This is a genomic window from Bradyrhizobium oligotrophicum S58, from assembly GCF_000344805.1.
GTDB lineage: Bacteria > Pseudomonadota > Alphaproteobacteria > Rhizobiales > Xanthobacteraceae > Bradyrhizobium > Bradyrhizobium oligotrophicum.
The window spans coordinates 7904413-7928581 of the sequence record NC_020453.1; the positions used below are offsets into that span (position 1 = coordinate 7904413).

The 24169-nt window shown below is 66.5% G+C and carries 16 protein-coding genes and 1 tRNA gene; 6 read left to right on the forward strand and 11 right to left on the reverse strand.

The window, feature by feature from the left end:
* Nucleotides 1-44 precede the first annotated feature (44 nt).
* From S58_RS34155 to S58_RS34170, 4 genes are all read right to left on the reverse strand, one after another.
* Nucleotides 45-368, reverse strand: a complete 324-nt coding sequence (locus S58_RS34155) for a plastocyanin/azurin family copper-binding protein (protein ID WP_042340416.1) — start codon at nucleotides 366-368, stop codon at nucleotides 45-47.
* A gap of 14 nt (nucleotides 369-382) precedes the next feature.
* Complete coding sequence (locus S58_RS34160) at nucleotides 383-1471, reverse strand: cytochrome-c peroxidase (protein ID WP_015670008.1); 1089 nt, start codon at nucleotides 1469-1471, stop codon at nucleotides 383-385.
* Nucleotides 1472-1759: 288 nt separating this feature from the next.
* Nucleotides 1760-2404 carry a Rossmann-fold NAD(P)-binding domain-containing protein gene (locus S58_RS34165; RefSeq protein ID WP_015670010.1) on the reverse strand — a complete coding sequence of 215 codons (645 nt, stop codon included), beginning with the start codon at nucleotides 2402-2404 and terminating at the stop codon, nucleotides 1760-1762.
* Nucleotides 2405-2545: 141 nt separating this feature from the next.
* Nucleotides 2546-4861, reverse strand: a complete 2316-nt coding sequence (locus S58_RS34170; RefSeq protein ID WP_015670011.1) for a Tex family protein — start codon at nucleotides 4859-4861, stop codon at nucleotides 2546-2548.
* Between the two features lie 195 nt (nucleotides 4862-5056).
* Between S58_RS34170 and S58_RS34175 the strand changes: the two genes are divergently transcribed.
* Entirely contained in the window at nucleotides 5057-7117 is a 2061-nt protein-coding gene (locus S58_RS34175) for an ATP-dependent helicase (protein WP_015670012.1), read from the forward strand.
* Between the two features lie 103 nt (nucleotides 7118-7220).
* Here the strand turns inward: S58_RS34175 and S58_RS34180 are convergent, their stop codons facing one another.
* Nucleotides 7221-8180, reverse strand: coding sequence for a fatty acid desaturase (locus S58_RS34180; RefSeq protein WP_015670013.1), 960 nt, complete (start codon nucleotides 8178-8180; stop codon nucleotides 7221-7223).
* A 14-nt stretch (nucleotides 8181-8194) separates the two neighbouring features.
* Entirely contained in the window at nucleotides 8195-9226 is a 1032-nt protein-coding gene (locus S58_RS34185; protein ID WP_015670014.1) for an alpha/beta fold hydrolase, read from the reverse strand.
* Nucleotides 9227-10047: 821 nt separating this feature from the next.
* Between S58_RS34185 and S58_RS34195 the strand changes: the two genes are divergently transcribed.
* Nucleotides 10048-11088, forward strand: a complete 1041-nt coding sequence (locus tag S58_RS34195; RefSeq protein WP_015670015.1) for an LLM class flavin-dependent oxidoreductase — start codon at nucleotides 10048-10050, stop codon at nucleotides 11086-11088.
* Between the two features lie 216 nt (nucleotides 11089-11304).
* Here S58_RS34195 and S58_RS34200 read toward each other — a convergent pair whose 3' ends face one another.
* A complete protein-coding gene (locus S58_RS34200; protein WP_015670016.1) occupies nucleotides 11305-13419 on the reverse strand; it encodes a tetratricopeptide repeat protein in 2115 nt (704 codons plus the stop codon).
* A 380-nt stretch (nucleotides 13420-13799) separates the two neighbouring features.
* Here S58_RS34200 and S58_RS34205 point away from each other — a divergent pair, with 380 nt between their 5' ends.
* On the forward strand, nucleotides 13800-17339 hold the full coding sequence (locus tag S58_RS34205) for an autotransporter domain-containing protein (protein WP_015670017.1): 3540 nt from the start codon (nucleotides 13800-13802) through the stop codon (nucleotides 17337-17339).
* A 75-nt stretch (nucleotides 17340-17414) separates the two neighbouring features.
* Here S58_RS34205 and S58_RS34210 read toward each other — a convergent pair whose 3' ends face one another.
* Nucleotides 17415-18107 carry a flavin reductase family protein gene (locus S58_RS34210; RefSeq protein WP_015670018.1) on the reverse strand — a complete coding sequence of 231 codons (693 nt, stop codon included), beginning with the start codon at nucleotides 18105-18107 and terminating at the stop codon, nucleotides 17415-17417.
* A gap of 185 nt (nucleotides 18108-18292) precedes the next feature.
* Nucleotides 18293-18369: transfer RNA gene (locus S58_RS34215), tRNA-Arg, on the reverse strand.
* Between the two features lie 392 nt (nucleotides 18370-18761).
* On the opposite strand from S58_RS34215, the gene S58_RS34220 reads away from it, so the two are divergent.
* From S58_RS34220 to S58_RS34230, 3 genes are read left to right on the forward strand one after another with little or no spacing between them, the layout of a single operon-like run.
* Nucleotides 18762-19685 carry a spermidine synthase gene (locus S58_RS34220; protein ID WP_015670019.1) on the forward strand — a complete coding sequence of 308 codons (924 nt, stop codon included), beginning with the start codon at nucleotides 18762-18764 and terminating at the stop codon, nucleotides 19683-19685.
* Nucleotides 19682-20299, forward strand: coding sequence for a fused MFS/spermidine synthase (locus S58_RS34225; RefSeq protein ID WP_015670020.1), 618 nt, complete (start codon nucleotides 19682-19684; stop codon nucleotides 20297-20299). The genes S58_RS34220 and S58_RS34225 overlap by 4 nt, the downstream gene beginning before the upstream one ends.
* 40 nt (nucleotides 20300-20339) lie before the next feature.
* Entirely contained in the window at nucleotides 20340-21284 is a 945-nt protein-coding gene (locus S58_RS34230; protein ID WP_015670021.1) for a M28 family peptidase, read from the forward strand.
* Here the strand turns inward: S58_RS34230 and S58_RS34235 are convergent.
* Together S58_RS34235 and S58_RS34240 are read right to left on the reverse strand one after the other, a co-directional pair.
* Nucleotides 21272-21733: a hypothetical protein gene (locus tag S58_RS34235; RefSeq protein WP_042340419.1), complete on the reverse strand. Its 462-nt coding sequence runs from the start codon at nucleotides 21731-21733 to the stop codon at nucleotides 21272-21274. The two genes, S58_RS34230 and S58_RS34235, sit on opposite strands and share 13 nt — an antisense overlap.
* A gap of 110 nt (nucleotides 21734-21843) precedes the next feature.
* Nucleotides 21844-23967 carry a phytoene desaturase family protein gene (locus S58_RS34240; protein WP_015670023.1) on the reverse strand — a complete coding sequence of 708 codons (2124 nt, stop codon included), beginning with the start codon at nucleotides 23965-23967 and terminating at the stop codon, nucleotides 21844-21846.
* Nucleotides 23968-24169 lie beyond the last annotated feature (202 nt).

Consider the following 24169-nt stretch of genomic DNA (forward strand, 5'->3'; position numbering starts at 1 on the left):
ACTTGTTAGACAGAACTTGGTCGACGGGATTTGGTAGACAGGGCTCAGTCGACGACCTTGACAGCCATCTTCATGCGCGGATGGATGGCGCAGATGACGGCAACGTCCCCCGCCTCCTTGAACGCCACGTCGGTCGAGGAGCCGGGCGCCTGGGAGCCGAGATTGAACTCGTTGCCCTTGCTCGTGGACATGATGTTGTGCGGGATCGTATCGTCATTGAGGAAGGTGAGAGCATCGCCCTTCTTCACGGTTACGCTCTCCGAGGAGAAGACGCGCCCCTGCTGATGGATGACCTGAGTGGCGGCCAGCGCGCCGGTGGAGAGGCCCGCGAGAACGGCGAGGGCGAGAATGGTTCGTGCGCGATACATGTTGATTCCCATCGTTAGCGCGGCAGCACCGGAGCTGCCGTCGGGGTGAGATTGCTGGTGAGAGTCTTCAGAAACGCGACGAGATCAGCCTTGTCCTGAGCCGTCAGCCCGAGCGGGCGCATCAGGTCCGACCGGCTCGGCCGATCGACGCCGCCGCTGTCATAGTGGTCCACCACCTGTTCGAGCGTCGCCAGCGAGCCGTCATGCATGAACGGCGCGCGTCGCGTGATCTCACGCAGGCCGGGCGTCTTGAAGGCGTGCTGCATCTTGATCACGCCGGGCGCGAACTCGCCGCGGCCGATGTCCTTGCTCGGCAACCCGATGTCCTGGAAGCCGTCATTGGTGAAGTTCCAGCCTTCATGGCAGGTCACGCACTGCGCCTTGCCATTGAACAATGCGAACCCGCGCTTGGCCTCCTCGGAGATCGCCTTCTCGTCGCCGTCGATCCAGGCGTCGAACGGCGCGCGCTCCGAAACGACGGTGCGTTCATAGGTGGCGATCGCCTTGGCGAGCGTCTTCGGCGTCATGCCGTCGCGCGGAAAGGCAGCCTCGAACAGCGGCTTGTATTCCGGGATCGCGTTGAGACGCTGCATCAGATGATCCAGCGGCATGTTCATCTCACCCGCGGCCTGGATCGGGCCGAGCGCCTGCTCCTCCAGGGTCGCCAGCCGGCCGTCCCACATGAAGATCTCGCCCCAGGCTGCATTCACGACGGTCGGCGAATGACGGCCGAGCTTGTTCATGCCATTGCCGACGCCCACCGCAAGGCCGTCACCCCAGCCGTAGCTCGGGCTGTGGCAGCTGGCGCAGGACTGCGCCATCGAGACCGACAGCCGCGTGTCGAAATAGAGCTTCTTGCCGAGCGCCGCCTTCTCGGGCGTGTAGGCGTTGTCCTTCGGGAAAGGGATCGTCAACGGACGGCGGTACAGCGCCTTCAGCGTGTCCGTGCTCGACGGCCCCTTCTGCTCCAGCGCGACCCGCTTGGTCTCGCCGACGAGGGCCGCGCCGACGCCTGCGCTGGTAAAGCCGACGATGAGGGAGAGAGCTGTGCTGAGGGTGGTGCCGAACGAAAGGGATCGAGCTGTGAGGCTGCGCAACGTCATCGATTTTCCTGAAATGCTTCCGGGACGGCGAATGCTGAGCGATTCGATTCAACTCAGCCGATGACACCTGCTTCGGATTAAGGAAAACTTGATCAGCTCAGGTGTTTCACTGCCGGAGAACTACGGGACCTGGAACTCCGGGGCGCGTTCCGGACAAGGAACTTTGTAGTTGCGGAGATGTCCCGGCGACGAGGAAGTGCAGCGCACAGCAAGCGGCGAGCGCGCCACATCAATTCCGTTTTTCCTAAATAAGATGATTGCGCAGTTCCGCAACGGCGGCGGACTGGATTATCGACGCATCGCGCCCGACATCAGGATCTTCGTCCCCACGACCGACGGGACGGCGGCAAGCAGCGCATTCGCGACGTCCGGCGCCTCGATCGGCTTGTAGTTCGCCGGAATCAGGAAGCCGATGATCCCGTTCAGCGTGTTGCCCCATTCCTCGCCGGGCCGGCTCGGCTGCCCCAGCTCCGCCCGCGGACCGACCAGCAGCGAGGGCCGCGCGATGACGAGGCCCTCGAATGGGAGCGCGGTCAGATCGTCCTCGAGCTCGCCCTTCACCCGGCTGTAGAAGATGCGCGACTTGGCATCGGCACCCATGGCGCTGACCAGCCCGACGCGTTTGGTGCCACTTGCGAGCGCAGCCCTGGCGACGGCGAGATTGGCGTCGTGATCGACGGCGCGAAAGGCCGCCTGGCTGCCGGCCACCTTGATGGTGGTCCCGAGCGCGAGATACAGCTCGTCGGCCGGCGGCAGAGGCGGCAGCGCCGCGAAATCCACGACATGGGCTGTCAGTTTGGGCGACGCATCCGGCGGCGCCCGGCGGCCGACGACATGCACGTGATCCACGCTCGGATCGGCAAGCAGGCCGCGAAGCAGCTCCCGGCCGATGAGGCCGGTGGCCCCCGCGATGGTCACAATGCGGTTCGTCATGCCAGGTCCTCGCGCGCAGCGTGCCGATCAGGATACGCGTGATCGCGTCGATCCGGAAGACGGCAAGGGCACGACGCCGAATGGCATGACGCCGCACAGGGGACCTGTCCTGCGCGGCACCGGTACGTCATGCGCGCAACCTCAGACGCCCTTGCGCCGCTCCGCCGCCTTGGCCATGGCGGCAGCAAACGCACCGCCGCCGGACGGCTTCTCCTCGCGCGTGGTCATGCGCGCCGCCGCAGGCGGACGCGCGCTGGTCCGCTTCTCGCCCTTCGCCGGCAGCGGATCGGACAGCCGAAGCGTCAGCGAGATGCGTTTGCGCGGCACGTCGACCTCGAGCACCTTGACCTTCACGACCTGCCCCGGCTTCACCACCTCGCGCGGGTCGTTGATGCGCTTCTCCGACATCGCCGAGATATGGATCAGGCCGTCCTGGTGCACGCCGATATCGGCGAAGGCGCCGAAGGCGGCGACGTTGGTGACCGTCGCCTCCAGGATCATGCCCGGCTTGAGATCGGTGATCTTCTCGACGCCTTCCTGGAAGGTCGCGGTCTTGAACTCGGGACGTGGGTCGCGTCCCGGCTTCTCCAGCTCCTTGATGATGTCGGTGACGGTCGGGACGCCGAAACGCTCGTCGGCGAACTTCGCCGGGCTCAGCGCCTTCAAGGTCTTGGTCTCGCCGATCAGCGCCTTGATGTCGCTCTTGGTCGCCTCGAGGATCTTCTTCACGATCGGATAGGATTCCGGGTGCACGCCCGACGCATCGAGCGGGTTGTCGCCGTCGCGGATGCGCAGGAAGCCGGCGCACTGCTCGAACGCCTTCGGCCCGAGCCGCGGCACTTCCTTCAGCTTGTCACGCGTCGGGAACGGGCCGTTGGAATCGCGATGCGCGACGATGTTCTGCGCCAAGCTCTCGCCGATGCCGGAGACGCGCGCCAGCAGCGGCGCCGAGGCGGTGTTGAGATCGACGCCGACCGCGTTCACGCAGTCCTCGACGGTGGCATCGAGCGCGCGCGCGAGCTCATACTGATTGAGGTCGTGCTGATACTGGCCGACACCGATCGAGGCCGGCGGCACCTTGACGAGCTCGCCGAGGGGATCCTGCAGGCGGCGCGCGATCGACACCGCGCCGCGGATCGAGACGTCGAGATTGGGGAATTCCTTGGCGGCGAATTCCGAGGCCGAATAGACCGACGCGCCGGCTTCCGACACGATCGCCTTGGTCAGCTTGAGATCCGGCTTCAGCTTCATCAGATCGTTGACCAGCTTTTCGGTCTCGCGCGAGGCGGTGCCGTTGCCGATGGCGACCAGATCGATGCGATGCTTGATGCAGAGCTGCGCCAGGGTCAGCATGCTCTCGTTCCACTGCCGCTGCGGCTCGTGCGGATAGATCGTGGCATGATCGACGAACTTGCCGGTGCGGTCGATGACCGCGACCTTGACGCCGGTGCGGAAGCCCGGATCGAGCCCGAGCGTGGCGCGGCCGCCGGCGGGGGCTGCGAGCAGGAGATCGCGCAGGTTCGCGGCGAACACGCGCACCGCTTCCTTCTCGGCCTCCTGCCACAGCCGCATGCGGATATCGAGCGCGAGCGAGGTCTTGATGCGGGTGCGCCAGGCCCAGCGCACGGAGTCGGACAGGAACTGATCGGCGGGGCGGCCCTGGCGCGAGATGCCGAACGTCACCGCGATGCGGTTCTCATACAGCGTCGGGTCCTTGGAATCCTCCGGCTCGCCATCGCCGAAATCGAGCTGCAGCACCTCTTCCTTCTCGCCGCGCAGCATCGCCAGGATGCGGTGCGAGGGCAGCTTGGTGAACGGCTCGGAAAAATCGAAATAGTCGGCGAACTTGGCGCCCTCAGTCTTCTTGCCGTGCCGCACCGACGATTTGACACCGCCGCGGCCCCACATCTCCTCACGCAGCGAACCGACGAGGTCGGCATGCTCGGCGAAGCGCTCGACCAGGATCGCACGGGCGCCTTCCAGCGCCGCCTTGACGTCCTTGACCGGATTGTCGCCGTCCTTCTTGATGAACGCCTTCGCTTCGACTTCCGGAGCCTTCATCGGATCGCCGATGAGCATGTCGGCGAGCGGCTCGAGCCCGGCCTCCTTGGCGATCTGCGCCTTGGTGCGACGCTTCTCCTTGAACGGCAGATAGATATCCTCGAGACGCGCCTTGGTGTCGGCGGTCGCGAGCGCCAGCTCGATCTCCGGCGTCATCTTGCCCTGCGACTTGATGCTCTCGATGATCGCGGTACGCCGCACGTCCATCTCGCGCAGATAGCGCAGCCGCTCTTCCAGATTGCGCAGCTGCGTGTCGTCCAGCATCCCCGTCGCTTCCTTGCGGTAGCGCGCGATGAACGGAACGGTCGCGCCGCCGTCGAGCAGGTCGATCGCGGCCTGGACCTGGGCATCCCTGACGGAGAGTTCAGCGGCGATGATGGCGGCAAAATTCGGCACGGTGTTCTTCCGAGATTCGTGACGGGGCTGATTGGATAGGAGTGCACGCGCGCCAGCGCAAGCGGCAGTCCGACGCTCTGTGGGCAACCGTGACAAAAAAGACTGGTTGCGAATCATGTAAAACGCTGTCGCGACCGTGGCATCTCGTTGCACATGCGGAGCAAATCGCAGATTCTTAACGGCTGAGGACGATTCGTGCAGGCCACCGCTGCGACATATCTCGACGATCTGAATCCGGAGCAACGCCGCGCGGTCGAGCATGGCGGCGCCTTTGCTGCGCCGGGCCGGCCGCTGCTGATCATCGCCGGCGCGGGTTCGGGAAAGACCAACACGCTGGCGCATCGCGTCGCGCATCTCCTCGTCAACGGCGCCGACCCGCGTCGAATCCTGTTGATGACGTTCTCGCGCCGCGCCGCCAGCGAAATGAGCCGGCGGGTCGAGCGCATCGCCCGCAAGGTGCTGGCCGGCAAGGCCGAAGCAATCACGGCCGCGCTCACCTGGGCCGGCACGTTTCACGGCCTGGGCGCGCGGATGCTGCGCGAGCATGCCGAGCGCGTCGGCCTCGATCCAGTGTTCACGATCCATGATCGCGAGGATTCCGCCGACCTGATGAATTTGGTGCGGCATGAGCGCGGCCTCTCCAACACGCAGCGGCGGTTCCCGACGAAAGGCACCTGCCTTGCGATCTACTCGCGCTGCATCAATGCCGACATGCCGCTCGACGAGGCGCTGGTACGGCACTTTCCCTGGTGCGCGGAATGGGCGGCCGAGCTGAAGGGGTTGTTCGCGGCTTACGTCGAGGCCAAGCAGGCCAATGCCGTGCTCGACTACGACGATCTGCTGCTCTACTGGGCGCAGATGATGGCGGACGAGACCATCGCCCGGGAGATCGGCGACCGCTTCGACCACGTGCTGGTCGACGAATATCAGGATACGAACCGGCTGCAGTCGCAGATCCTGTTGGGGTTGAAGCCTGATGGCGCGGGGCTGACCGTGGTCGGCGACGACGCGCAGTCGATCTACGCGTTCCGCGCCGCTACCGTGCGCAACATCCTCGAATTTCCCGATCAGTTCAGCCCGCGCGCCGACATCATCACGCTCGACCGCAACTACCGTTCGACGCAGCCGATCCTCTCGGCGGCGAATGGCGTGATCGGGCTGGCGCGGGAGCGCTTCACCAAGAATCTGTGGACGGATCGCGTTGCGTCCCGCAAGCCGCAACTGGTCACGGTGCGCGACGAGACCGACCAGGCGCGCTACATCGTCGAGCAGGTGCTGGCGAAACGCGAGGAAGGCATCGTGCTGAAGCAGCAGGCCGTGCTGTTCCGGACGTCCTCGCACAGCGGTCCCCTCGAATTCGAGCTCACGCGCCGCAACATTCCGTTCGTGAAGTTCGGCGGCTTGAAGTTCCTCGATGCCGCCCATGTCAAGGACGTGCTGGCGCTGCTGCGCTTCGTCGAGAACCCGCGCGACCGCATCGCCGGCTTCCGCGTGCTGCATCTCATTCCCGGCATCGGCCCGGCCTCCGCGCAGCGCCTGCTCGATGCCGTCAGCGACGGCGCCGATCCGATCGCGCGTCTGTCCGCGCAGCCGGCGCCCGCCCGCGCCGGCGACGACTGGACGGCGTTCGTGCGCACGCTGGAGCAGTTGCGGCTTTCGGAATGGCCCGCAGATCTCGAGCGTATCAGGCTCTGGTATCAGCCGCATCTCGAACGCGTTCATGAGGACGCGGAGGTCCGCACCGCCGATCTGCTGCAGCTCGAGCAGATCGCGAGCGGCTATCCGTCGCGCGAGCGTTTCCTCACCGAACTGACGCTCGACCCGCCCGACGCGACCTCCGACCAGGCCGGAGTGCCGCTGCTCGACGAGGACTATCTGATCCTCTCCACCATCCATTCCGCCAAGGGCATGGAGTGGAATTCGGTGCACGTGCTCAACGTCGTCGACGGCTGCATGCCGTCCGATCTCGGCGCCGGGACGAGCGCCGAGTTGGAGGAAGAGCGCCGGCTGCTCTATGTCGCGATGACCCGCGCCAAGGACGATCTGCATCTGCTGGTGCCGCAGCGCTTCTTCGTCCATGGCCAGCCGGTGCGCGGCGATCGTCATGTCTATGCCTCGCGCACGCGGTTCATTCCCGAGGCACTGGTGCCGCTGTTCGAGCGGACCAATTGGCCGAAAGTGCAGCCCGGCACGGCGTATGCCAGCCAGGGGCCGCGGATCGATCTCGGAGCGCGCATGCGCGAGCGCTGGCGATGAACTAAGCGCCGCCGCCACAGCACCTGTACGGTGCCAATGACTGCACCCTCTCCCCTTGCGGGAGAGGGTGCACCGTCCGCTTGGCGATGGCTCGAATACAAACTCATCCTGCTTCAGGCTCTCGCATCCACTGCGCGCGAAACCACGCGCGTGTCTGCCGCGTCACGTCGATGTAGCCGGCCCCGCGATGCGTGATCTCGCCATCGACGATCTCGTGCAGCTTCGGCAGCGCGTGGAACGGCACTGACGGATAGGCGTGGTGCTCGACGTGATAGGGCATGTTCCAGGCGAGCCAGTGCACGGCGCGTGTGGTGAAGGTGGTGCGGGTGTTCTGGAAGGCGCTGCGGGCGTGGTCGCAGCCGGTGTGCTCGGCATAGAGATAGGGCCGCAGCACCAACTGGCCGAGCAGCAGCGGCAGCACCCAGACCCACAGCAACAGCGCACTGTGCAGCGCGAGCGAGCCGAGCAGCAACAGCGCGTAGCCAGTAACATAGACACGCGCCTCGCGCACGATGGCGGCACGGCGACCGGCCGGCACCCACGGCACCGTCACGTTGCCGGTGACGGCATGCCTCACCAGCAGCCGCAGCCGGCCGGCGACCTGGACGAGGCCGGAATAGGCGATCGCGAGCTGCGTCTCCGAGCGCGGCTTGGGGCCGACGATCAGCTCCGGGTCCCGATCCGGGTCCTGGGTGTGGCGATGATGCTCCCAATGGAACAGGCAGTAATATTCGTAGGGAAGCCCGATCAGGAAGCCTGAGACGTTGCCGACCGCAACGTTGAGCGCACGGCTGTCGAACGCGGTCTTGTGCGCGGTCTCATGCACCACCATGAACAGGAACGCGACGAGCACGCCCTGCAGCAGCATCAATGGCAGCGCCAACAGGACGCCGTAGGCAGAGGAAATCAGCCCGATCAGGGTGCCAACGATGACGACCGCGCCGTAGTGACTAAGCGAGCGCAATGCGCCTCGGACGTTGGAGCGCCGGGCCAGCTCCTGCAACATCGCCGGCGTCAGCAGTTTCGGGCGTGGCGCGAACTCGTCAGTGGGCACATCGGTCATGTCGGACTCTGGTGTCAGCTCTGAAGCAGGGTTGAGACGTTGGCGTTGATGAAATCGCGATCGGCCGGGATTCGGATCGGATTGCCGGCACGATGGCCATGAATCGACGGGATCGGCCGCAGCTCCGCCGAGCGGGCGTTGGTCAGCTTGGGCAGCTCGCGCTCATTGTCGCGCCAGTCGAAATAGCGGTCGGTCCGGCTGGGCATCAGCAGCATGCGCGCGGTGACGGCGCCGAGCGCACGATCGAGATCGCCGCCGAAGGTGGCGCATCTGCTGATGTCGCCGCCCTGCCAGATCGCGATCTGCGCCAGCAGATTATTGGCGTCGCGATGCGCGAAGGCGGTGTCCCAGGTGGCGGCGAGATAGTCCTCCTGCGACGCAAAACCCTGCTCGCGCCAGACCTCGTCGCGATAGAACTCGTAGGACATCGCCCAGCCCGCGTAGATGCGCCCCATCGCGCACAGGCCCGCCACCGGCTTCTCGACGAAGCGGCCGCTGCGAAACGCGGGATCGGCCGTCAACGCCGCCTTCACGGCGTCGAGGAACAAATGGTTGTAGGGAGAACAGCGCGCGCTGCCGCAGACGACCGCGGCGCGCTCGACCATTTCGGGATGACAAGCGGCCCAGTGATAGGCCTGCATGCCGCCCATCGACCAGCCATAGACCAGCGCGATCCGGCTGATGCCGAACTGCTCCTCTACGAGCCGCCGCTGCACCGCGACCGCGTCGTGATAGCTGATGGGCGGGAACGGCGCGTCGCCTAACAGCTCGCGTGTATTTGAGGGCGACGACGACAGGCCGTTGCCGAACAGGTTCGGAATGATGATGAAGTAGCTGTCGGGATCAAGCGCGCCGCCGGGCGCGATCAGCCATTCGGTGTCGAAATGCTGCGCACCGAACGAGGTCGGATAGAGAATGACATTGTCCTTGGCGGCATTCAGCGTGCCGTAGGTCTTGTAAGCCAACCGCAGCGACGGGAACACCACGCCCGATTGCAGCACCACGTCGCCCGCCTCGAAGATCTGATAGTCGACGCCTGAAGCCATGCACGTGATCCCGCGTATGTGTAAGAGAGCGGACTGAGCCTACGTGACGCGCGGCCCGCTCACACGCCCATTTTTTGGCATGGCATGATCGCTTTAAAGGCGCGGCAAGCCGTTGCGTCGCATCGGCCATGCGCCCACGCTCTCGCGGCCGGTTGCGCCCGAGCTTTGTCCGGATCGAACACCCTCGAAAACGTGAGGGCGCAGGGAATGCCGGGTGAAGGCCTCACCCATGGCCCGCCTGCAGAAGAAATGCAGGCGGCAGGAACCACAGGTGCAGCCGATCACCGGCATTCCCTGCGCGATGGGCTTACAGCTGCTTCGCGATCTCCCTGGGGACCGGCTGTCTTGCCCCCATCGTCGGCGCGGTGCGCTTCCGCACCAGCTCCGGCTTGACCTCAGCATCGGGAGGCCAGGACCACGCGACTTGACTGTCCGCATCAAATCGTTCGTCGGCGCGACAAAGCCACGCTGCGATCCGACACGGCCACCGCATCCCCGCCTCGCGTCTCGTGACGACCGCGCGTACGCCCCTCATCGATGAGGCAGGATGGACGCAATAGAGCACACCTTCTGGAAAAACGAAAGAGAAATTTTTGATCCTGGCCCGGGTCTCGCCATCCTCGCCACAACCGCCGTCATTCCGGGCCAAGGCCGAAGGCCTTGAACCCGGTATGACGGGGGAGGCTGCGACCAGGCGTTCGAGGACGGAGCCTTGTCGCAGCCGAAACCCTGTGTTTCGCCACGGCCCGCTTGCAATCCGGCTCCGGCCTTCCAGTTCAGAGCCGGAGGCCCTATGACGGCCCGACGCAACGGAATGAGACATGACCACAGCAATCGAATTCGGCCTGGACACGTTCGGCGACGTCACGCGCGGCACCGACGGCGCCATGGCCGCGCATGCCCAGGTGATCCGCGACGTGGTCGAGGAGGCCGTGCTGGCCGACCAGCTCGGGCTCGACTTCATCGGGCTCGGCGAGCACCATCGCGGCGACTTCGCGATCTCGGCGCCGGAGGTGGCGCTGGCGGCGATCGCGGCGCGCACCACGAAAATCAGGCTTGGCTCGGCGGTGACGGTGCTGAGCTCCGACGATCCGATCCGCGTGTTCCAGCGGTTCTCGACGCTCGATGCGGTCTCGAACGGTCGCGCCGAGGTGATCCTCGGCCGCGGCTCGTTCACGGAATCCTTCCCGCTGTTCGGCTTCGACCTCAAGGATTATGAGGCGCTGTTCGAGGAGAAACTCGATCTGTTCGTCAGCTTGCTGCCGCAGCAGCCGCTGACATGGCAGGGCAATCTGCGCCCGCCGCTCAGGGATCAGCTGGTCTATCCGCCAGTGGAGCACGGACGGCTGAAGGCCTGGATCGGCGTCGGCGGCAGTCCCGAATCGGTGGTGCGCGCGGCGCATTACGAGCTGCCGCTGATGCTCGCGATCATCGGCGGCGACCCGAAGCGGTTCACGCCCTATGTCGAGCTGTATCATCGTGCGATCAAGCAGTTCGGCCGCGAGACCAAGCCGATCGGCGTGCACTCGCCGGGCTATGTCGCCGACACTGACGAACAGGCACGCGAGGAGCTGTGGCCGGACTACAAGACCATGCGCGACCGCATCGGCCGCGAGCGCGGCTGGCCGCCGATGGGCCGCGACGAGTTCGTCCAGGAGGCCGACCACGGCTCGCTCTATGTCGGCTCGCCCGAGACGGTGGCGCAGAAGATCGCCGCGACCATCAAGGCCCTCGGCCTGTCGCGCTTCCAGCTGAAATATTCGGCGGGGCCGCTGCCACATGCGAAGCTGATGCGCAGCATCGAGCTGTATGGCAGGGTGGTGGTGCCGCGGGTGAGGGAGCTGTTGGCGGCTACGGCCTGATGATCATGGCTTTGGTCGCGCTTGAGGAGCGTCAGTCGCGCAACAAACACCGCTGTCGTCCCGGCCTCCGCGCCGGGACCCATACCGCGTGATCTGTCTGTGGCGCACGCTGGGCGTCGTTCTTCGCCAAACAGCGGCCGGGGTGATGGGTCCCGGGTCTACGCCCGGGACGACAGCGGAGAGTTGGACAGAGCGCCCCTCACCACGCAGTCCCTTTCAGCATGCATCCATTGCGACGGGCAGCAGCAACTCACGCTCGCCCGCAACGACCCGCGCCAGATCCGCGGCCGTCCGCGCCAGGACACTGTCCCACGCCATCGGCCGCTCCTGACGAAACAGCCGCATGGTCGGATACCACGGGGTGTCGGCACGGTCGCGCAGCCAGCGCCAGTCGAGCGCATAGGGCAGGAGCACCCACACCGGCTTCGCAAGCGCGCCGGCGAGATGCGCCACCGAGGTATCGACGGAGATGACGAGGTCGAGCGCGGCCACGGCGGCTGCGGTCTCGGCGAAATCCCCGAGCAGCGGTGCGAGGTCGACGACGTCGCTGCCGAGATCGGCGAGCGCGGGTGCATCATCCGGCCGCGGCTCCTTCTGCAGGGAGTAGAGCTGCACGCCGGGCGTGACCAGCCGCGGCAGCACGTCCCTGGCCGCCAGCGAGCGCTGGCGGTCGCCCTTGTGCCTGGGATTGCCGGCCCAGACCATGCCGACCTTGAGCTGCGGCGCGTGTCCGAGCACGTTGCGCCAGGCCGCAACCTTGATGGGATCTGCGGCGAGATAGGGCACGTCCGCCGGGATGGTCTCCAATGTCGTGCCGAAGATGCGCGGCAGATCCATCAGCGGCAGCTGCAGGTCAAATGGCGGCAGCGGTTCGCCGCGCGCGACAACCCTGACGCCGGCGAGACTGCGCAGCAGCGGCGCGATCGCCGGCTGCACCTGCAGCACGATGTTGCCGCCCATCGTCTTGACGCGATCCACATAGCGCACGAATTGCAGCGCATCGCCGATGCCGTATTCAGCGAACAGCAGCAGCGTGCGCCCGCCGAGCGGCTCGCCCTGCCATTCCGGCATATCGAAGCGTGGCATGCCCGCGGAGAGATCAGGACAGTCGCGGCCCCAGCGATGCTCGGCAAAGCCGTTGACGAGGTCCCCGCACATCAACAGAAAATGCGAATGATTGTAGCGCGCCAGCGCATTGTCCGGCGCGAGCGCGACCGCTGTGTGCGAAGCCGCCAGCGCCGCGTCGATGTCGCCGGCATTGCGTAGCGCCACCGCGAGATTGGCGTGACCCTTGGCATAGACGGGATCGGCGGCGATCGCGCGGCGATGCGCCGCGACGGCCTCATCGATCTCGCCGCGCATCTCATGGATGATTCCGAGATTGGTATGCGCCGGGGCGTGATCGGGCTGCAAGGCCAGCGCGTGCTCGCAGGCCGCGATCGCGGCGTCGAGATGGCCCGTCCCGCACAGGCAGGCGGCGAGATTGCTGAGCACGACGACATCGGTGGGGGCGAGCATCGCGGCGCGGCGGTAGGCCTCGACGGCCTCGGCCGGGCGGCCGGCCTCGTGCAGCGCGTGGCCCAGCAGCCGCGCGGCATTGGCGTCGCCGGGCGTGAGCTCGCCGGCGCGGCGGTAGTGGATCGCCGCATCGGCGTAGGCGCGCTGCTTGTAGAGCACATCGCCGAGCGCGAGATGGAGGCCGGCATCGGCCGGCTGCGCGGCCAGCGCGTGCAGATAAGCCGGGACAGCCTCGTCGTATCTGGCCTGATCGGCGAGCACATGCGCCAGCGCCCGCCACGCACCGGCATAGGATGGATCGCGCGCGAGCAGCTCGCGATAGGCCGCTTCCGCCTCGGCAGGCCGACCCTGCCGGTTCAAGGCGAGCGCAAGATTCCAGCGCGTGCGCAACAAGGCCGGATCGAGCGCCAGCGCGTGGCGATAGGCGGCTTCAGCCTCGGTGAAGCGCGCAAGCTCCAGCAGCGCGCTGCCGAGCTTGCTGTGAACGGCGGCATCGTGCGGCCGCAACGCCGCGGCGCGCGCAAAGCCGTCGGCAGCGCCTTCGCGCTCACCCTTCACGGCGAGCGCGTCGCCGAGCGTCACATAGGCCGGCGCATGGTTGGGATCGCGTGCGAACACGCGTGCCAGCAGCTCGGCACCGTCGGCCATACGGCCGTCGGCAAAGGCAAGAATCGCGGAGAGATGCAGCGCCGGAAGATGAGCCGGTGCGGCGTCGAGAATATCGCCGCAGAGAACCCTGGCCGGACCGGCCCGCCCGGCATTGTAGTGATCAGCCGCCTCGATCAGCAGCCGCTCGACAGAAACAGCCCCCATGATGTCCCCACGTCTCGCACCCAGATGCCAAGTTGAACGTGTGGCGCGCGCATTTCAGGCGTGGGCACGATGCGCGAGCGAGCGAAGATCTGCACTGGAGGCGAGCACAACCCTGATCATCAGCCCCGCTCCATCTGCATCGGATCGTTAGCAAGACTCGCGCTGCACGGAGCAGAGGCCATCGCAATGCCCCTGGAATTGTGTGTCTTTGCGACGACAGACACCGACGAAAGGACGTCGCTAACAAACCGTTAAGAATCTGAAACAAACCGCCAATAGTGACGGCGGCGGGACAAAACGCCGCAGATGCGGCGGCGGGGGTCCCGCCGGATTCCAAGGCGTCTCCGGCATCGATCTTCTTTGTCTGGGGACCATACGGAATGTCGTCGTCTGCGTATCTGAAGTTCTGGAAATATGCCGCGCTGGGCTCGGCGCTGCTGCCGATCGCCGCCAAGGCCGGCGACATCCCCACCACCCCGCCGGTGAACTTCACCAATTCGAGCACCGCGACGGTCGGCTCGACCATGGTCAACGTGGTCGATTCCTACACGAACCTGATGCTGAACGATCCGACGCTGACCAACGGCACAGGCGTCATGGAGCAGAACCTCGCGACCGTGATCCGCATGACCAATGCGCGCACCGCGGCGCAGACGCTGGAGGCGATCCATGACGACCGCACCAGCCAGCAATACAGCGTGCTGAACGGGCTCGGCGTGCTCACCGGCTATTTCATGACCGGCACCGGCGCCTCGGCCAGCGGCACCACGCCGAACAGCCTGACGCCGACCACCTATGCGCCGTATACGCTGCAGAACTTCCAGTCCAACATCAACTATCTGAACAGCGCGAGCTGGGGCGCGACCAGCTTCGGCAACGGCACCGCGACGCCGCTCGCCTCCGCCGTGAACTTCGTCAACAACGTCGTGCGCGCCAACTCGTCGACCGAGCCGTCAAAGCGCACCTTCGAGCGCTACATGGGCTCGACCGCGCCGGTGACCAACCCCGCCGCGTTCGGCGCCTCGGTGAACCAGACCACGGTGAGCCCGCTCGCGGCGGCGTTCGGCAACTACAACGCCACCACCAAGAGCGGACTGACCACGGCCGACACCGCCAACATCGTCGTCCCCACTTATTACGGCAACCTCACGATCCCCGCGGTCTATGGCAACGCCACCAACTGGGTGCGCGGCTTCACCGTGACCCAGGCGATGATCGACGCGCAGAATACCGCGAACGGCACCAGCCTGGGCTATCTGACGGTGCCCAATGTCGGCACCATCACAAATGGCGTGCTGCAGCCGACACAGTTCAATGTCGGCGACTACGTCCCCGGCATCGGTGCCGCCGCCCGGCCCTACCGGCTGTCGACCGACGTCAACGTGCCGACGCCGCTGCTGCAGATCATCAACAGCACCAACCCCTATGCCGATGGCGGCTTCATCAGCGGGCACACCAATTCCGGCTACACCCAGGCGCTCGGGCTCGCCTTCCTGGTGCCGCAGGAATATCAGAGCCTCTTGGCGCGCGCGGCCGATCTCGGCAACAACCGCATCCTCGCCGGGATGCATTCGCCGCTCGACGTCATCGGCGGCCGCGTGTTCGCGACCGCGATCGCGGCGACCAACATCTACAACGCGCTGTATGATTCCAACGGCGACCGGATCGACTGGACCAATCCCGCCAACACCTCTGCCTACGCGGTCTACCAGGCCTATACCCAGACGCAGTCCTATCTGTCGCAGTCCTGCGGCACCGTCAGCGTGCAGGCCTGCATCCTGCAGGCGCAGGGCGGCGCGGCCGCGATCACCGCGGCCTCGAAGGACATCAATCTCTCGAGCACCGATCCGTCGAGCTACACCTATCGGATGACCTATGGCCTGCAACTCGCCGGCGTCAGCACCACCCTGCCGGAGAACGTGCCGGTGCAGGCGCAGGTGCTGCTGCTGACGCGCTTTCCCTATCTGAGCGATGCGCAGCGCACCGAGATCCTGAAAACGACGGCGCTGGCGTCCGGCTATGCGCTGCTCGACGGCAACACCTGGGACGGCTGGGGCCGCATCAACCTCTACAAGGCGACCTATGGTTATGGCGCGTTCAACAGCCCCGTCGCGGTCAACATGGATGCGGCGCAGGGCGGCTACAATGCGTTCGACATCTGGAGCAACGACATCTCCGGCACGGGGTCGCTGACCAAGAGCGGATCGGGCACGCTGGTGCTCGCCGGCAACAACAGCTACAGCGGCGGCACCACGATCAACGGCGGCGCGCTGGTGGTCGCGGCCGGCGCCGCGGTCACGAGCCCGATCAGCGTCGGCGCGGGTGCCACCCTGAGCGGCCTCGGCACGCTCGGCGGCGTCACGGTGGCCGGCACGCTCGCGCCGGGCTATCAGGCGGTGACCGGCCTCACCGGCCAGGCCGGCCAGCTCACGGTGCTCGGCAGCCTCGCCTTCACCACCGGCGCGACCTACGCGCTGCAGTTCACGCCCGGCAGCTTCAGCTCCACCGGCGTGTCCGGCACGGCGACGCTGAACGGACAGGTCACGGCGAGCTTCGCCAGCGGCGTCTACGCGACAGGAACGAAGGTCGCGATCGTCTCGACTGGATCGGGCATCAACGGCAAGTTCTCCGGCTTCAGCTACACGATGGCGGGCACCACCAACGTCACGCCGACGCTGAGCTATGACGGCCAGAACGCCTATGTCGCCCTCAACCAGGCGGCACTGCCATCGCTGCCGGCGACCGGCGTGAGCAGCAACGGCCGGCAGGTCTATGCCGCGCTCAGCAATGCGGTCAACAAGGGCGGCACACTGCCCGTCTCACTGCAGTCGATCTACTTCCAGAGCGCGGCAGGGCTCGGCGCGACGTTCAACCAGCTCGCCAGCCAAGGCGCGCCGGCGGCGACCGCGAGCCTCAGCCAGAGCATGACCGGCTTCCTCACCACCGCGCTCGACTTCGGCGGCAATGGCCGTACGAACGGCTTCGGAGCGGGCAACGACGGCTCGCCGATGATGTCCTATGCCGCGGCCGATGCCGGCGCGGCGGCCAAGGCGTCGCGGATGTTCGCCAAGGCGATGCCGGTCGAGCCGAGCTGGGCGGTGTGGGGCGCGGCGTTCGGCGGCGGCGGCCGGATCGGCGGCGATGCCGTGGCGGGCAGCCAGGATGTGTCGTCCACGATCTACGGCCTCGCCACCGGCGCCGACTATCGGCTCGCACCGGACATGACGGTCGGCTTCGCGCTGTCCGGCGGCCAGACCAGCTTCAACGTCGCACAGGGCGGCGGCTATGGCAGCTCGGATTTCATCCAGGCCGCGGCCTATGCGACCAAGCGCTTCGGCCAAGCGTACGTGTCCGGCAGTCTTGCTGCCGGCGCGCATTGGATGTCGACGACCCGCAGCCTCGCCACCGGCGCGGTCGAGACGCTGCGCGCGAGCTACACGGCGCCGACCCTCGCGGCACGCGCCGAGACCGGCTATCGCTTCGATCTCGGTTTCGGTGGCCTGACGCCCTATGCCGCCGTGCAGCTGCAGCAGGTGTGGAGCCCGTCCTACACCGAGACCAGCTCGCTCGGCGCCGGCGGCTCGGCGCTCACCTTCGCCGCGCGGGATTCGACCTTGCCGCGCACCGAGCTCGGCCTCTGGGCCGACCGCCGTGTCTCCGAGACGTTCCTGATGCGCGGCCGCGCCGCCTGGGCGCACGACACCAACCGCGACGCCTCGGTGACCGCGACCTTCCAGACCCTGCCCGGCGCGAGCTTCGTCACGACGGGCGCACGGATCGCGGCGAACTCAGCGCTGTTGTCCGGCGTCGCCGAGGTCGCATTGACCTCGCATCTCACGCTGTCCGGCCAGATCGACGGCCAGTTCGCGCCGTCGGCCACGTCATGGGCCGGGACCGGGCGCATCAAATATCAATGGTGAGCCGACGGTGCGCCGTCTTATCGAGCCGCGTCCGAAAGGACGCGGCTTTCTCATTGCCTCGAGCAAGCCGTGTCGTCAGCCCGCCGCGGCCTGCAGCCGGGTCGCCGCCGTGCGGGCGCGGTCGACATCGGGCGTGCGATAGGCCGCTTCCGGAATGGTCCCGAGCCGCGAATCGTGAACGCGCGGGCCGAGGCCATAGAACTGCTGGAAGCTCATAATCAGCGGCCGCCATTTGTCGGGATCGATGCGGTCGCGGGCACCGTCCATCAGGATGGCCGGATCGACATGGACCCGCTGCACGCGGACCTCGAAGCACTGGATGTGCCCCTTCAGGATCGCATCGTCATCGGCGATGCCATGCACCGCCTCGACCCGCGCCTCGAGCTGGACCGGGCATTCCGCAACGCGCGGCGCCGCGACGGTCTCGGACGCGATCTCCGTCAGCCCCGCCTTCGCAAACTTGTCCGGCTGGTGGCGATAGCCCTTGCGCTGCTTCATCGGCGGCACCGGATCAGATCCCGTGGTCAGCGCCAGGCGATCGACCGCGGCGACGAGATCGACCGACGGCAGGTTCAGCACGCACTCCCCGGTACGCCGCATGTTCTGCGGCGTCTTCGATCCGGCGGCGAGGCCCAGCATGCAGCGCCAGCCGAGCCAGAACGCAGAGGACATCGGCGCGAGATTGCAGCTGCCGTCCTCGTTGACCGTGCTGATGAGGACCACGGGCGTTCCGAAGTAGAGGATGCCCGGCTCGATCGTCGTATGCATGGGTAGCTCTCCAGGTGATGCATCTCGGCGGCGAGGTCGCGCGCCGCGCGGAGAGGGCTCAGGCCGCCCGTCTCGCCCTGAAGGTGCCTCGATCGTAACGAGGTGCTCCACCCGATTCCCGAACGGGCCGGATCAAGTACACAACGGCTTGAGCTGGAGATCTGCGCGCGCAAGGCTGCGGCAGATGGCGATCCCGGCATGACTCGAACATGCGACCTACGGTTTAGGAAACCGCCGCTCTATCCAGCTGAGCTACGGGACCGGAGCCTGCACCGAAGTGCACCTGCTTCGCCGCCTCCATAGCAGACCCGGACACCGACCGGAAGCCTCCCGTCGGTCCTTGGACGAGACAGCCCGCCGCGGCACGACGCCACCCGGTATTGTGACGGGACGACGATGGGGAACGCCGCTGCATGATGCCGGTTGAGGCGGGGGCGTGCCGGCCCGATCACACCCCCGTTGGGAGCGGCGGATTGACTATCCGGGAGGCAGCCAATGGTCTAAGAGAGCGGCGCCGATGCGGAACCGGCCTCGGGATCGCCGTATTGGTCGTGCCTGAGCGCAGCTCGTGGGCGCGGGACAGCCGTCCTGCGACACCGGGCCGCCCAGCCGGGCACGCCCGCCCAATTTCAGCCGAGGGAAATAGAAACGTCGATGCTCATCCGGTCGGTCATTTCAGGCGCGCTCGCAAGCTTCCTCTCCATCGCCGCCGCAGGCGCGCAGGACACCCGCAATCTGCTGGAGTCCAAGGAGTCGCTCTACAACAACATCTATGTCTATGAGCAGGCGCCTTACCGCAGCATGACGTTCGGCCATAACCGGCGGATCTATACCGAGAGCGTCTACAACACCCGCGACGAGCTCGATCTGCCGGTCGACTATACCCGCTTCATGACCGCGAGCGTGATGTACACCAAGGACATCCGCTCGATCCTGGAGATCGGCTTCGGCGGCGGCCGTACCGCCTGGTACCTGCATCGCTTCCTGCCCAAGGTGCAGGTGACGTCGGTCGAGCTCGATCCGACCGTGCTGGAGCTTGCCAAGAAATATTTCGGCATCAAGGAGGAGCCGAACTTCCACGTCGCCAACCGCGACGGAAGGCTGTTCGTGCAGGAATCCAAGGAGCGCTACGACATCATCCTGATCGATGCCTATCGCGGTCCGTTCGTGCCGTTCCATCTCTTGACCAAGGAATTCTACCAGCTGGTCAAGGACCACCTCGCCGAGGGCGGCGTGGTGGCGCAGAACGTCGAGCCCTCGACCATGCTGTTCGATGCCGCGGTCAAGACCATTCACAGCGTCTTCCCGCAGGTCGACTTCTACGAGGCCGGTGGCAACATCGTCATGGTCGCCTATCCCGGCGACGAGCGGAAGCCCGAGGATCTCGCCGGCATCGCGCAAGAGCGCGACAAGGAATTCGGCTTCCGCTACAAGCTCGCCGACATGCTGGCGCAGCGCAAGCGCATCGACATCGACAATGGCCAGGTGATCGACGCCAAGGCCAAGGTGCTGACCGACGACTTCGCCCCTGTCGAGGCCCTGAAGACCATCGAGCGTCACAACAGGAAGCTGCCGTGAGCGCGCCGGTCTCCCGCGCAGGCCTGCTGGCGATCTATCTCTGCTCCTTCCTGGTCGGCTGCGTGCTGATGGGCTTCGAGATGCTCGGCAGCCGCTATCTCAATCCCTATTTCGGCAGCGGCATCGGCGCCTGGGCGAGCCTGATCTCGACCGTGCTGTGCGCGCTCGCAATCGGCTATTTCGCCGGCAGCGCCATCGTCGACCGCCAGCCGACGACGCGCACCATCGGCACCATGATCCTGATCGCGGCGGCCTACATGGCGCTGGTGCCGGCGACGGCCGATTCGGTCATGGCCGACATCCTCGACACCATCGGCGACGGTCCGACCGCCACGCTGATGGCGTCGACCGCGCTGCTGCTGGTGCCGCTGACCTTGCTGGGCACGTTCTCGCCGATCGCCGTCAGCCTGCTGACGCGCTCGGCCAACGAGGCCGGCCGCGTCGCCGGTCTCGTCTACGGCGTCTCGACCATCGGCAATGTCGTCGGCACGCTGGTCACGACGTTCGCGCTGATCCCGACCATCGGCTCGCGTGCGATCACCTATTACTTTGCCGTGGTCCTGGCTGGCTGCGCCGGCATCCTGTTCATCCCCTTCGACAAGAAGGCATCCTGACGTTCGTTTTGAAGAGATTGCATCGTTGAAGAGATTGCGGATGACCGAGTTCTGGCCTCGTTGGACAGCCACCGCGGCAATGGCCGCCCTCCTCCTGGCATCGCCGGCAGCACGGGCCGCGGAGCCGCAGATCGAGCTGTGGGACGGCCAGCGCGCGATGACTGTCATCGCCGATCTCCTGCGCTTCACACCGCGCGCGATGGGCGAGCCGGGCCATCAGCAGACGATCGACTACATCAAGGCGGCGATGGCCAAGAGTGCCGCCGATGCCGTGCTGACGCAGAGCTTCACCGCCAAGGGCGATGACGGCAAGGCGATCCCGCTCACTAACATCATCGCCCGCTTCCAGGTGCAGAACCCGCGCCGCGTCATCGTCGCCACGCATTACGACAGCATCATCAAGGCCTATCGCGACGCCAAATCGCCGGACGCGCCGATGCCCGGCGCCAACAATTCGGCCTCCGCCGTCGCGCTGCTGCTGGAGACGGCGCGCGTGCTGTCGCTGTCGCCGAAGCTCGACATCGGCATCGACATGATCTTCTTCGACGGCGAGGAGGGACCGAAATCGCTCGGCGCCGGCGATCCGACCTGGCACGCGCTGGGCTCGCCGCATTTCGCAGCGAATCTGAAGGACTACTACCCGTCGCGCAAGCCGGAGAAGGCGGTCGATTTCGACATGGTCTGCGACAAGGATCTCAAGCTGCAGCCGGAGCCGTCGTCGGTGGCCTCGGCACTGCCGGAGGTCAAGAAGTTCTGGAGCCTCGGCAGCCGCATCGCGCCGCTGGCGTTCTCGCCGGAGCTCACGTCCTACCCGATCAGCGATGACCACACGGCGCTGCAGCAGGCGGGCATTCCGAGCTTCCTGGTCATCGACTTCGACTACGAGCCCTATTTCAACACCACGCAGGATACGATCGAGCAGTGCTCGGCGCAGAGCCTCGAGACCGTCGGCCGCACGTTGCTGCGCTATCTCTATACGCCCTGAGCGACCCGGCGCGGGGAGATGCAGGCCGCACGGATCGCAGCCGCCAGCCCGTGCGGATCATCGGTCCCGAGGCGGCGGACATCGTCGCGGCCAATGCGCAGCTCCACGGCATCGAGCCCGGATACGGTGTAGAAGCGCGTCCCCGAAACGATGCCGACGCCGAGCCCGTGCCACCAGCGGTTACGCGCGACGGCGATCTCCGTGATGGCGTCGAGCGCAACATGATAGCGCCACAGGCCGGGGCCGAAGAACCAGCGCAGCTCGCCATCGCCGACCTCCACCGTCAGCGACGAGAACAGCACCGCGATCACGAGCTCGGTTGCGAGCAGAAGCATGGCGACGCTGCCGTGGTCCGCGTTCCACAACAGCACCGCGCCGAACGCGCCCGATCCGAGGCACGTCGCGATGGCCACGACGCCCCATTGCCTGTGACGGTACCGCACGGCCATCTCCCCCAAAGCTGGCGGGGTGAATATAACGTGCAATAGACCGCAGTCTCGCCTTTCGCGCGAAGAAGCGGTGGAGATCTGCGGCGTTCACCGGCCGGGCGGCACGCCAGTCAAGCCATCGCGAGCTCCGGCTGCGGCTTCTCGGCCGGCACGGGCTTGCGTGACAACAGGCCGGGCCGCAGCGCCTCCGCGGCCTCCGCACCGGAGATGACCACCGCCTCGACGCCCGCGCCGGAATTGCCGCCGCCGGCGATGACCAGATTGCGCAGCGGGGCCTTGGCGCCCTTCAGCCGTCCCGCCCGGGCCACGCCATAGATCGCGCCGGCGCTGGCGAGATCGTAGCGCGCATAGGTCACCGGGCTGGCGTCGGTCCGGTAGACGATGTGCTGCGACAGGCCGGGGATGATGGTCTCGGCGGCCGCGATCATGGCGTCGCCGAGCTGCTGCTTGCGCGTCTCGTAGTCCTGCGAGCGCCGCCATTCCTTCCAGTCACCGCCGCCCTGCTGCGGAAACCAGTCCTTGGCATCGTCATTGGGAACGATGGTGATGATGGTCATCGTCGAATGCCCCTCGGGCGCCGCCGACGGATCGAGCTTGGACATCACCGCGAGGCCGATGCCCATCGGCGTGTCGAGATGGGTCGCCGGCGCAATGTCGGGCACGAAGTCGAGCCCGACATGGACGGAGAAACAGGAATTGGCGGGTTCGATCGCGCGGGCGTGCTCGCGAAACGCGGCCGGCAGATCGGCGGGCTGCAGCAGCTCGGTGAAGGTGCGGCCGAGATCGGCATTGCACACCACCGCCTGCGCGCGGACCGTGCGGCCATTGCCGAGCTCGACGCCAGCCGCGCGACCCTGCTCGACCAGGATGCGCGTGACCTTGGATTTCAGCTGCACCTCGCCGCCACGAGCCGTGATCGCAGCGCTGAGCATATCGGCGAGGTGCCCGGAGCCGCCGACCGGGTAGAAGCCGCCCTTGAAATAATAACCGAAGATCGGGACCATCTGGGCGCAGCTCAGCCGTTCGCTGCCGTCGCCGAGATAGCCCGACAGCGCGTTGAGAGTGGCGATCAGTTCGGGATCGCTGACATGCGCGGCGACCAGTTCGTCGAACGGCCGGTTCATCCAGCGAAACGCCAGGGGATGCCGGCGCGGGAAGGCCAGCATCTCCTCCAGCGAGTCCGGCATGCCCGGAATGCCGCTGCGGCCGCGGCCGGTCGCATACATGCTCTCGAAGATCGCGTGGATCGTATCGAACAGCCGGACGAGCCCGTCGGCGCTGGCGGGGAAGGCGTCGCAGAGCAGCCGGACATAGGCGCGCCAATCCTCCGGCACGTCGATGCGGCGGCCGGCGAGACGATAGGAATGGGTGACGCGCTTCCATTGGATCTTGTCCGCGACGCCGAGCCGGCGCAGCACGCTATCGACCGGACCGCCGGGCCAGACGCCGGAGAAATCATGCGGCCCGGCATCGAAGCGGTACAGCACCGGCTTGTTGTCGTGATGCGCCTTGCGCAGATAGCTGTGGCAGAAGCCGCCGGGCACGACGTGGTGTTCGAACACCTTCACCTTGAGCCCGGATTCGGCGAGCAGCGCGGCGGCGGTGAGGCCGCCGATGCCGGCGCCGATCACCGCAACGTCGCAGTCGAGGCCAGCACGCGCGGCGAACACCGGCGCGGGCCAATGGTAGTCCTCGCGCGACGCCCGCATGCGCTGGATCGCCTGGCGGATGGCAAAGCGCGGACCGAAGATCGACACCAGCGCGCCCGCGACGACGATGGCCGTCGTGATCCAGGACGCCACGCCGGCCCAGCGGCACATGCCGAGCACGAGGAAGAGCACGCCCCAGAGCCCCGTCATCAGCACGTTGATCAAATGGAATTGGGGCGTCGATGCGCTCTCGGAATAAGCGGCGCGGGAATAGTCCGCGGTCCAGGGGCGACCGACGAGAAGCGAGACGAAGCTGATCACCCCGAGCCCGGCAAAGGAGAGCCACACCCCGTTCGCGGCCGTGGAATTCGGCGCGAGGTCGTTGGCGATCGCCAGCACCACGAACAGCGCCAGGCCTCCAAGCTCGAGAACCGCAAGCTCGGCCCGGTAGGCGCGCCAGAGATTGGCCGCGAGCGCCAGCCCCAGCGCCGACCACACCGCCCAGCTGGGCTGGTGCCAGGCCAGCAGCGCCCAGAACGCGACGAACGGCAACAGCGCCAGCTTGACCGTGAGGAATACCTTCATACCAGCCTCCTCCGCGCGCCGCACAGGCGCCACCCATCTTTCCATCGTCAAGATAGACATAGGACCATCGAGCGGGTCGGGTCAATGACAATCTTTCCACCGTCAAGATTAGTTTCGTCAACCAGGGCGGGATGAAGATGGTAGAAAGATGCTGATCAGCGCGGGGCCGCCACAGCCATCGTTCCGACGCCACAGCAAGGTG

Excerpts from the sequence above, each read along its gene's own strand:
- S58_RS34205 (WP_015670017.1), top strand. The coding sequence starts at position 13,800 with ATGTCGTCGTCTGCGTATCTGAAGTTCTGGAAATATGCCGCGCTGGGC.
- S58_RS34230 (WP_015670021.1), top strand. The coding sequence starts at position 20,340 with ATGACCGAGTTCTGGCCTCGTTGGACAGCCACCGCGGCAATGGCCGCC.
- S58_RS34235 (WP_042340419.1), bottom strand. The coding sequence starts at position 21,733 with ATGGCCGTGCGGTACCGTCACAGGCAATGGGGCGTCGTGGCCATCGCG.
- S58_RS34155 (WP_042340416.1), bottom strand. The coding sequence starts at position 368 with ATGTATCGCGCACGAACCATTCTCGCCCTCGCCGTTCTCGCGGGCCTC.
- S58_RS34210 (WP_015670018.1), bottom strand. The coding sequence starts at position 18,107 with ATGCATACGACGATCGAGCCGGGCATCCTCTACTTCGGAACGCCCGTG.
- S58_RS34195 (WP_015670015.1), top strand. The coding sequence starts at position 10,048 with ATGACCACAGCAATCGAATTCGGCCTGGACACGTTCGGCGACGTCACG.
- S58_RS34160 (WP_015670008.1), bottom strand. The coding sequence starts at position 1,471 with ATGACGTTGCGCAGCCTCACAGCTCGATCCCTTTCGTTCGGCACCACC.
- S58_RS34185 (WP_015670014.1), bottom strand. The coding sequence starts at position 9,226 with ATGGCTTCAGGCGTCGACTATCAGATCTTCGAGGCGGGCGACGTGGTG.
- S58_RS34165 (WP_015670010.1), bottom strand. The coding sequence starts at position 2,404 with ATGACGAACCGCATTGTGACCATCGCGGGGGCCACCGGCCTCATCGGC.
- S58_RS34180 (WP_015670013.1), bottom strand. The coding sequence starts at position 8,180 with ATGACCGATGTGCCCACTGACGAGTTCGCGCCACGCCCGAAACTGCTG.
- S58_RS34200 (WP_015670016.1), bottom strand. The coding sequence starts at position 13,419 with ATGGGGGCTGTTTCTGTCGAGCGGCTGCTGATCGAGGCGGCTGATCAC.
- S58_RS34240 (WP_015670023.1), bottom strand. The coding sequence starts at position 23,967 with ATGAAGGTATTCCTCACGGTCAAGCTGGCGCTGTTGCCGTTCGTCGCG.
- S58_RS34220 (WP_015670019.1), top strand. The coding sequence starts at position 18,762 with ATGCTCATCCGGTCGGTCATTTCAGGCGCGCTCGCAAGCTTCCTCTCC.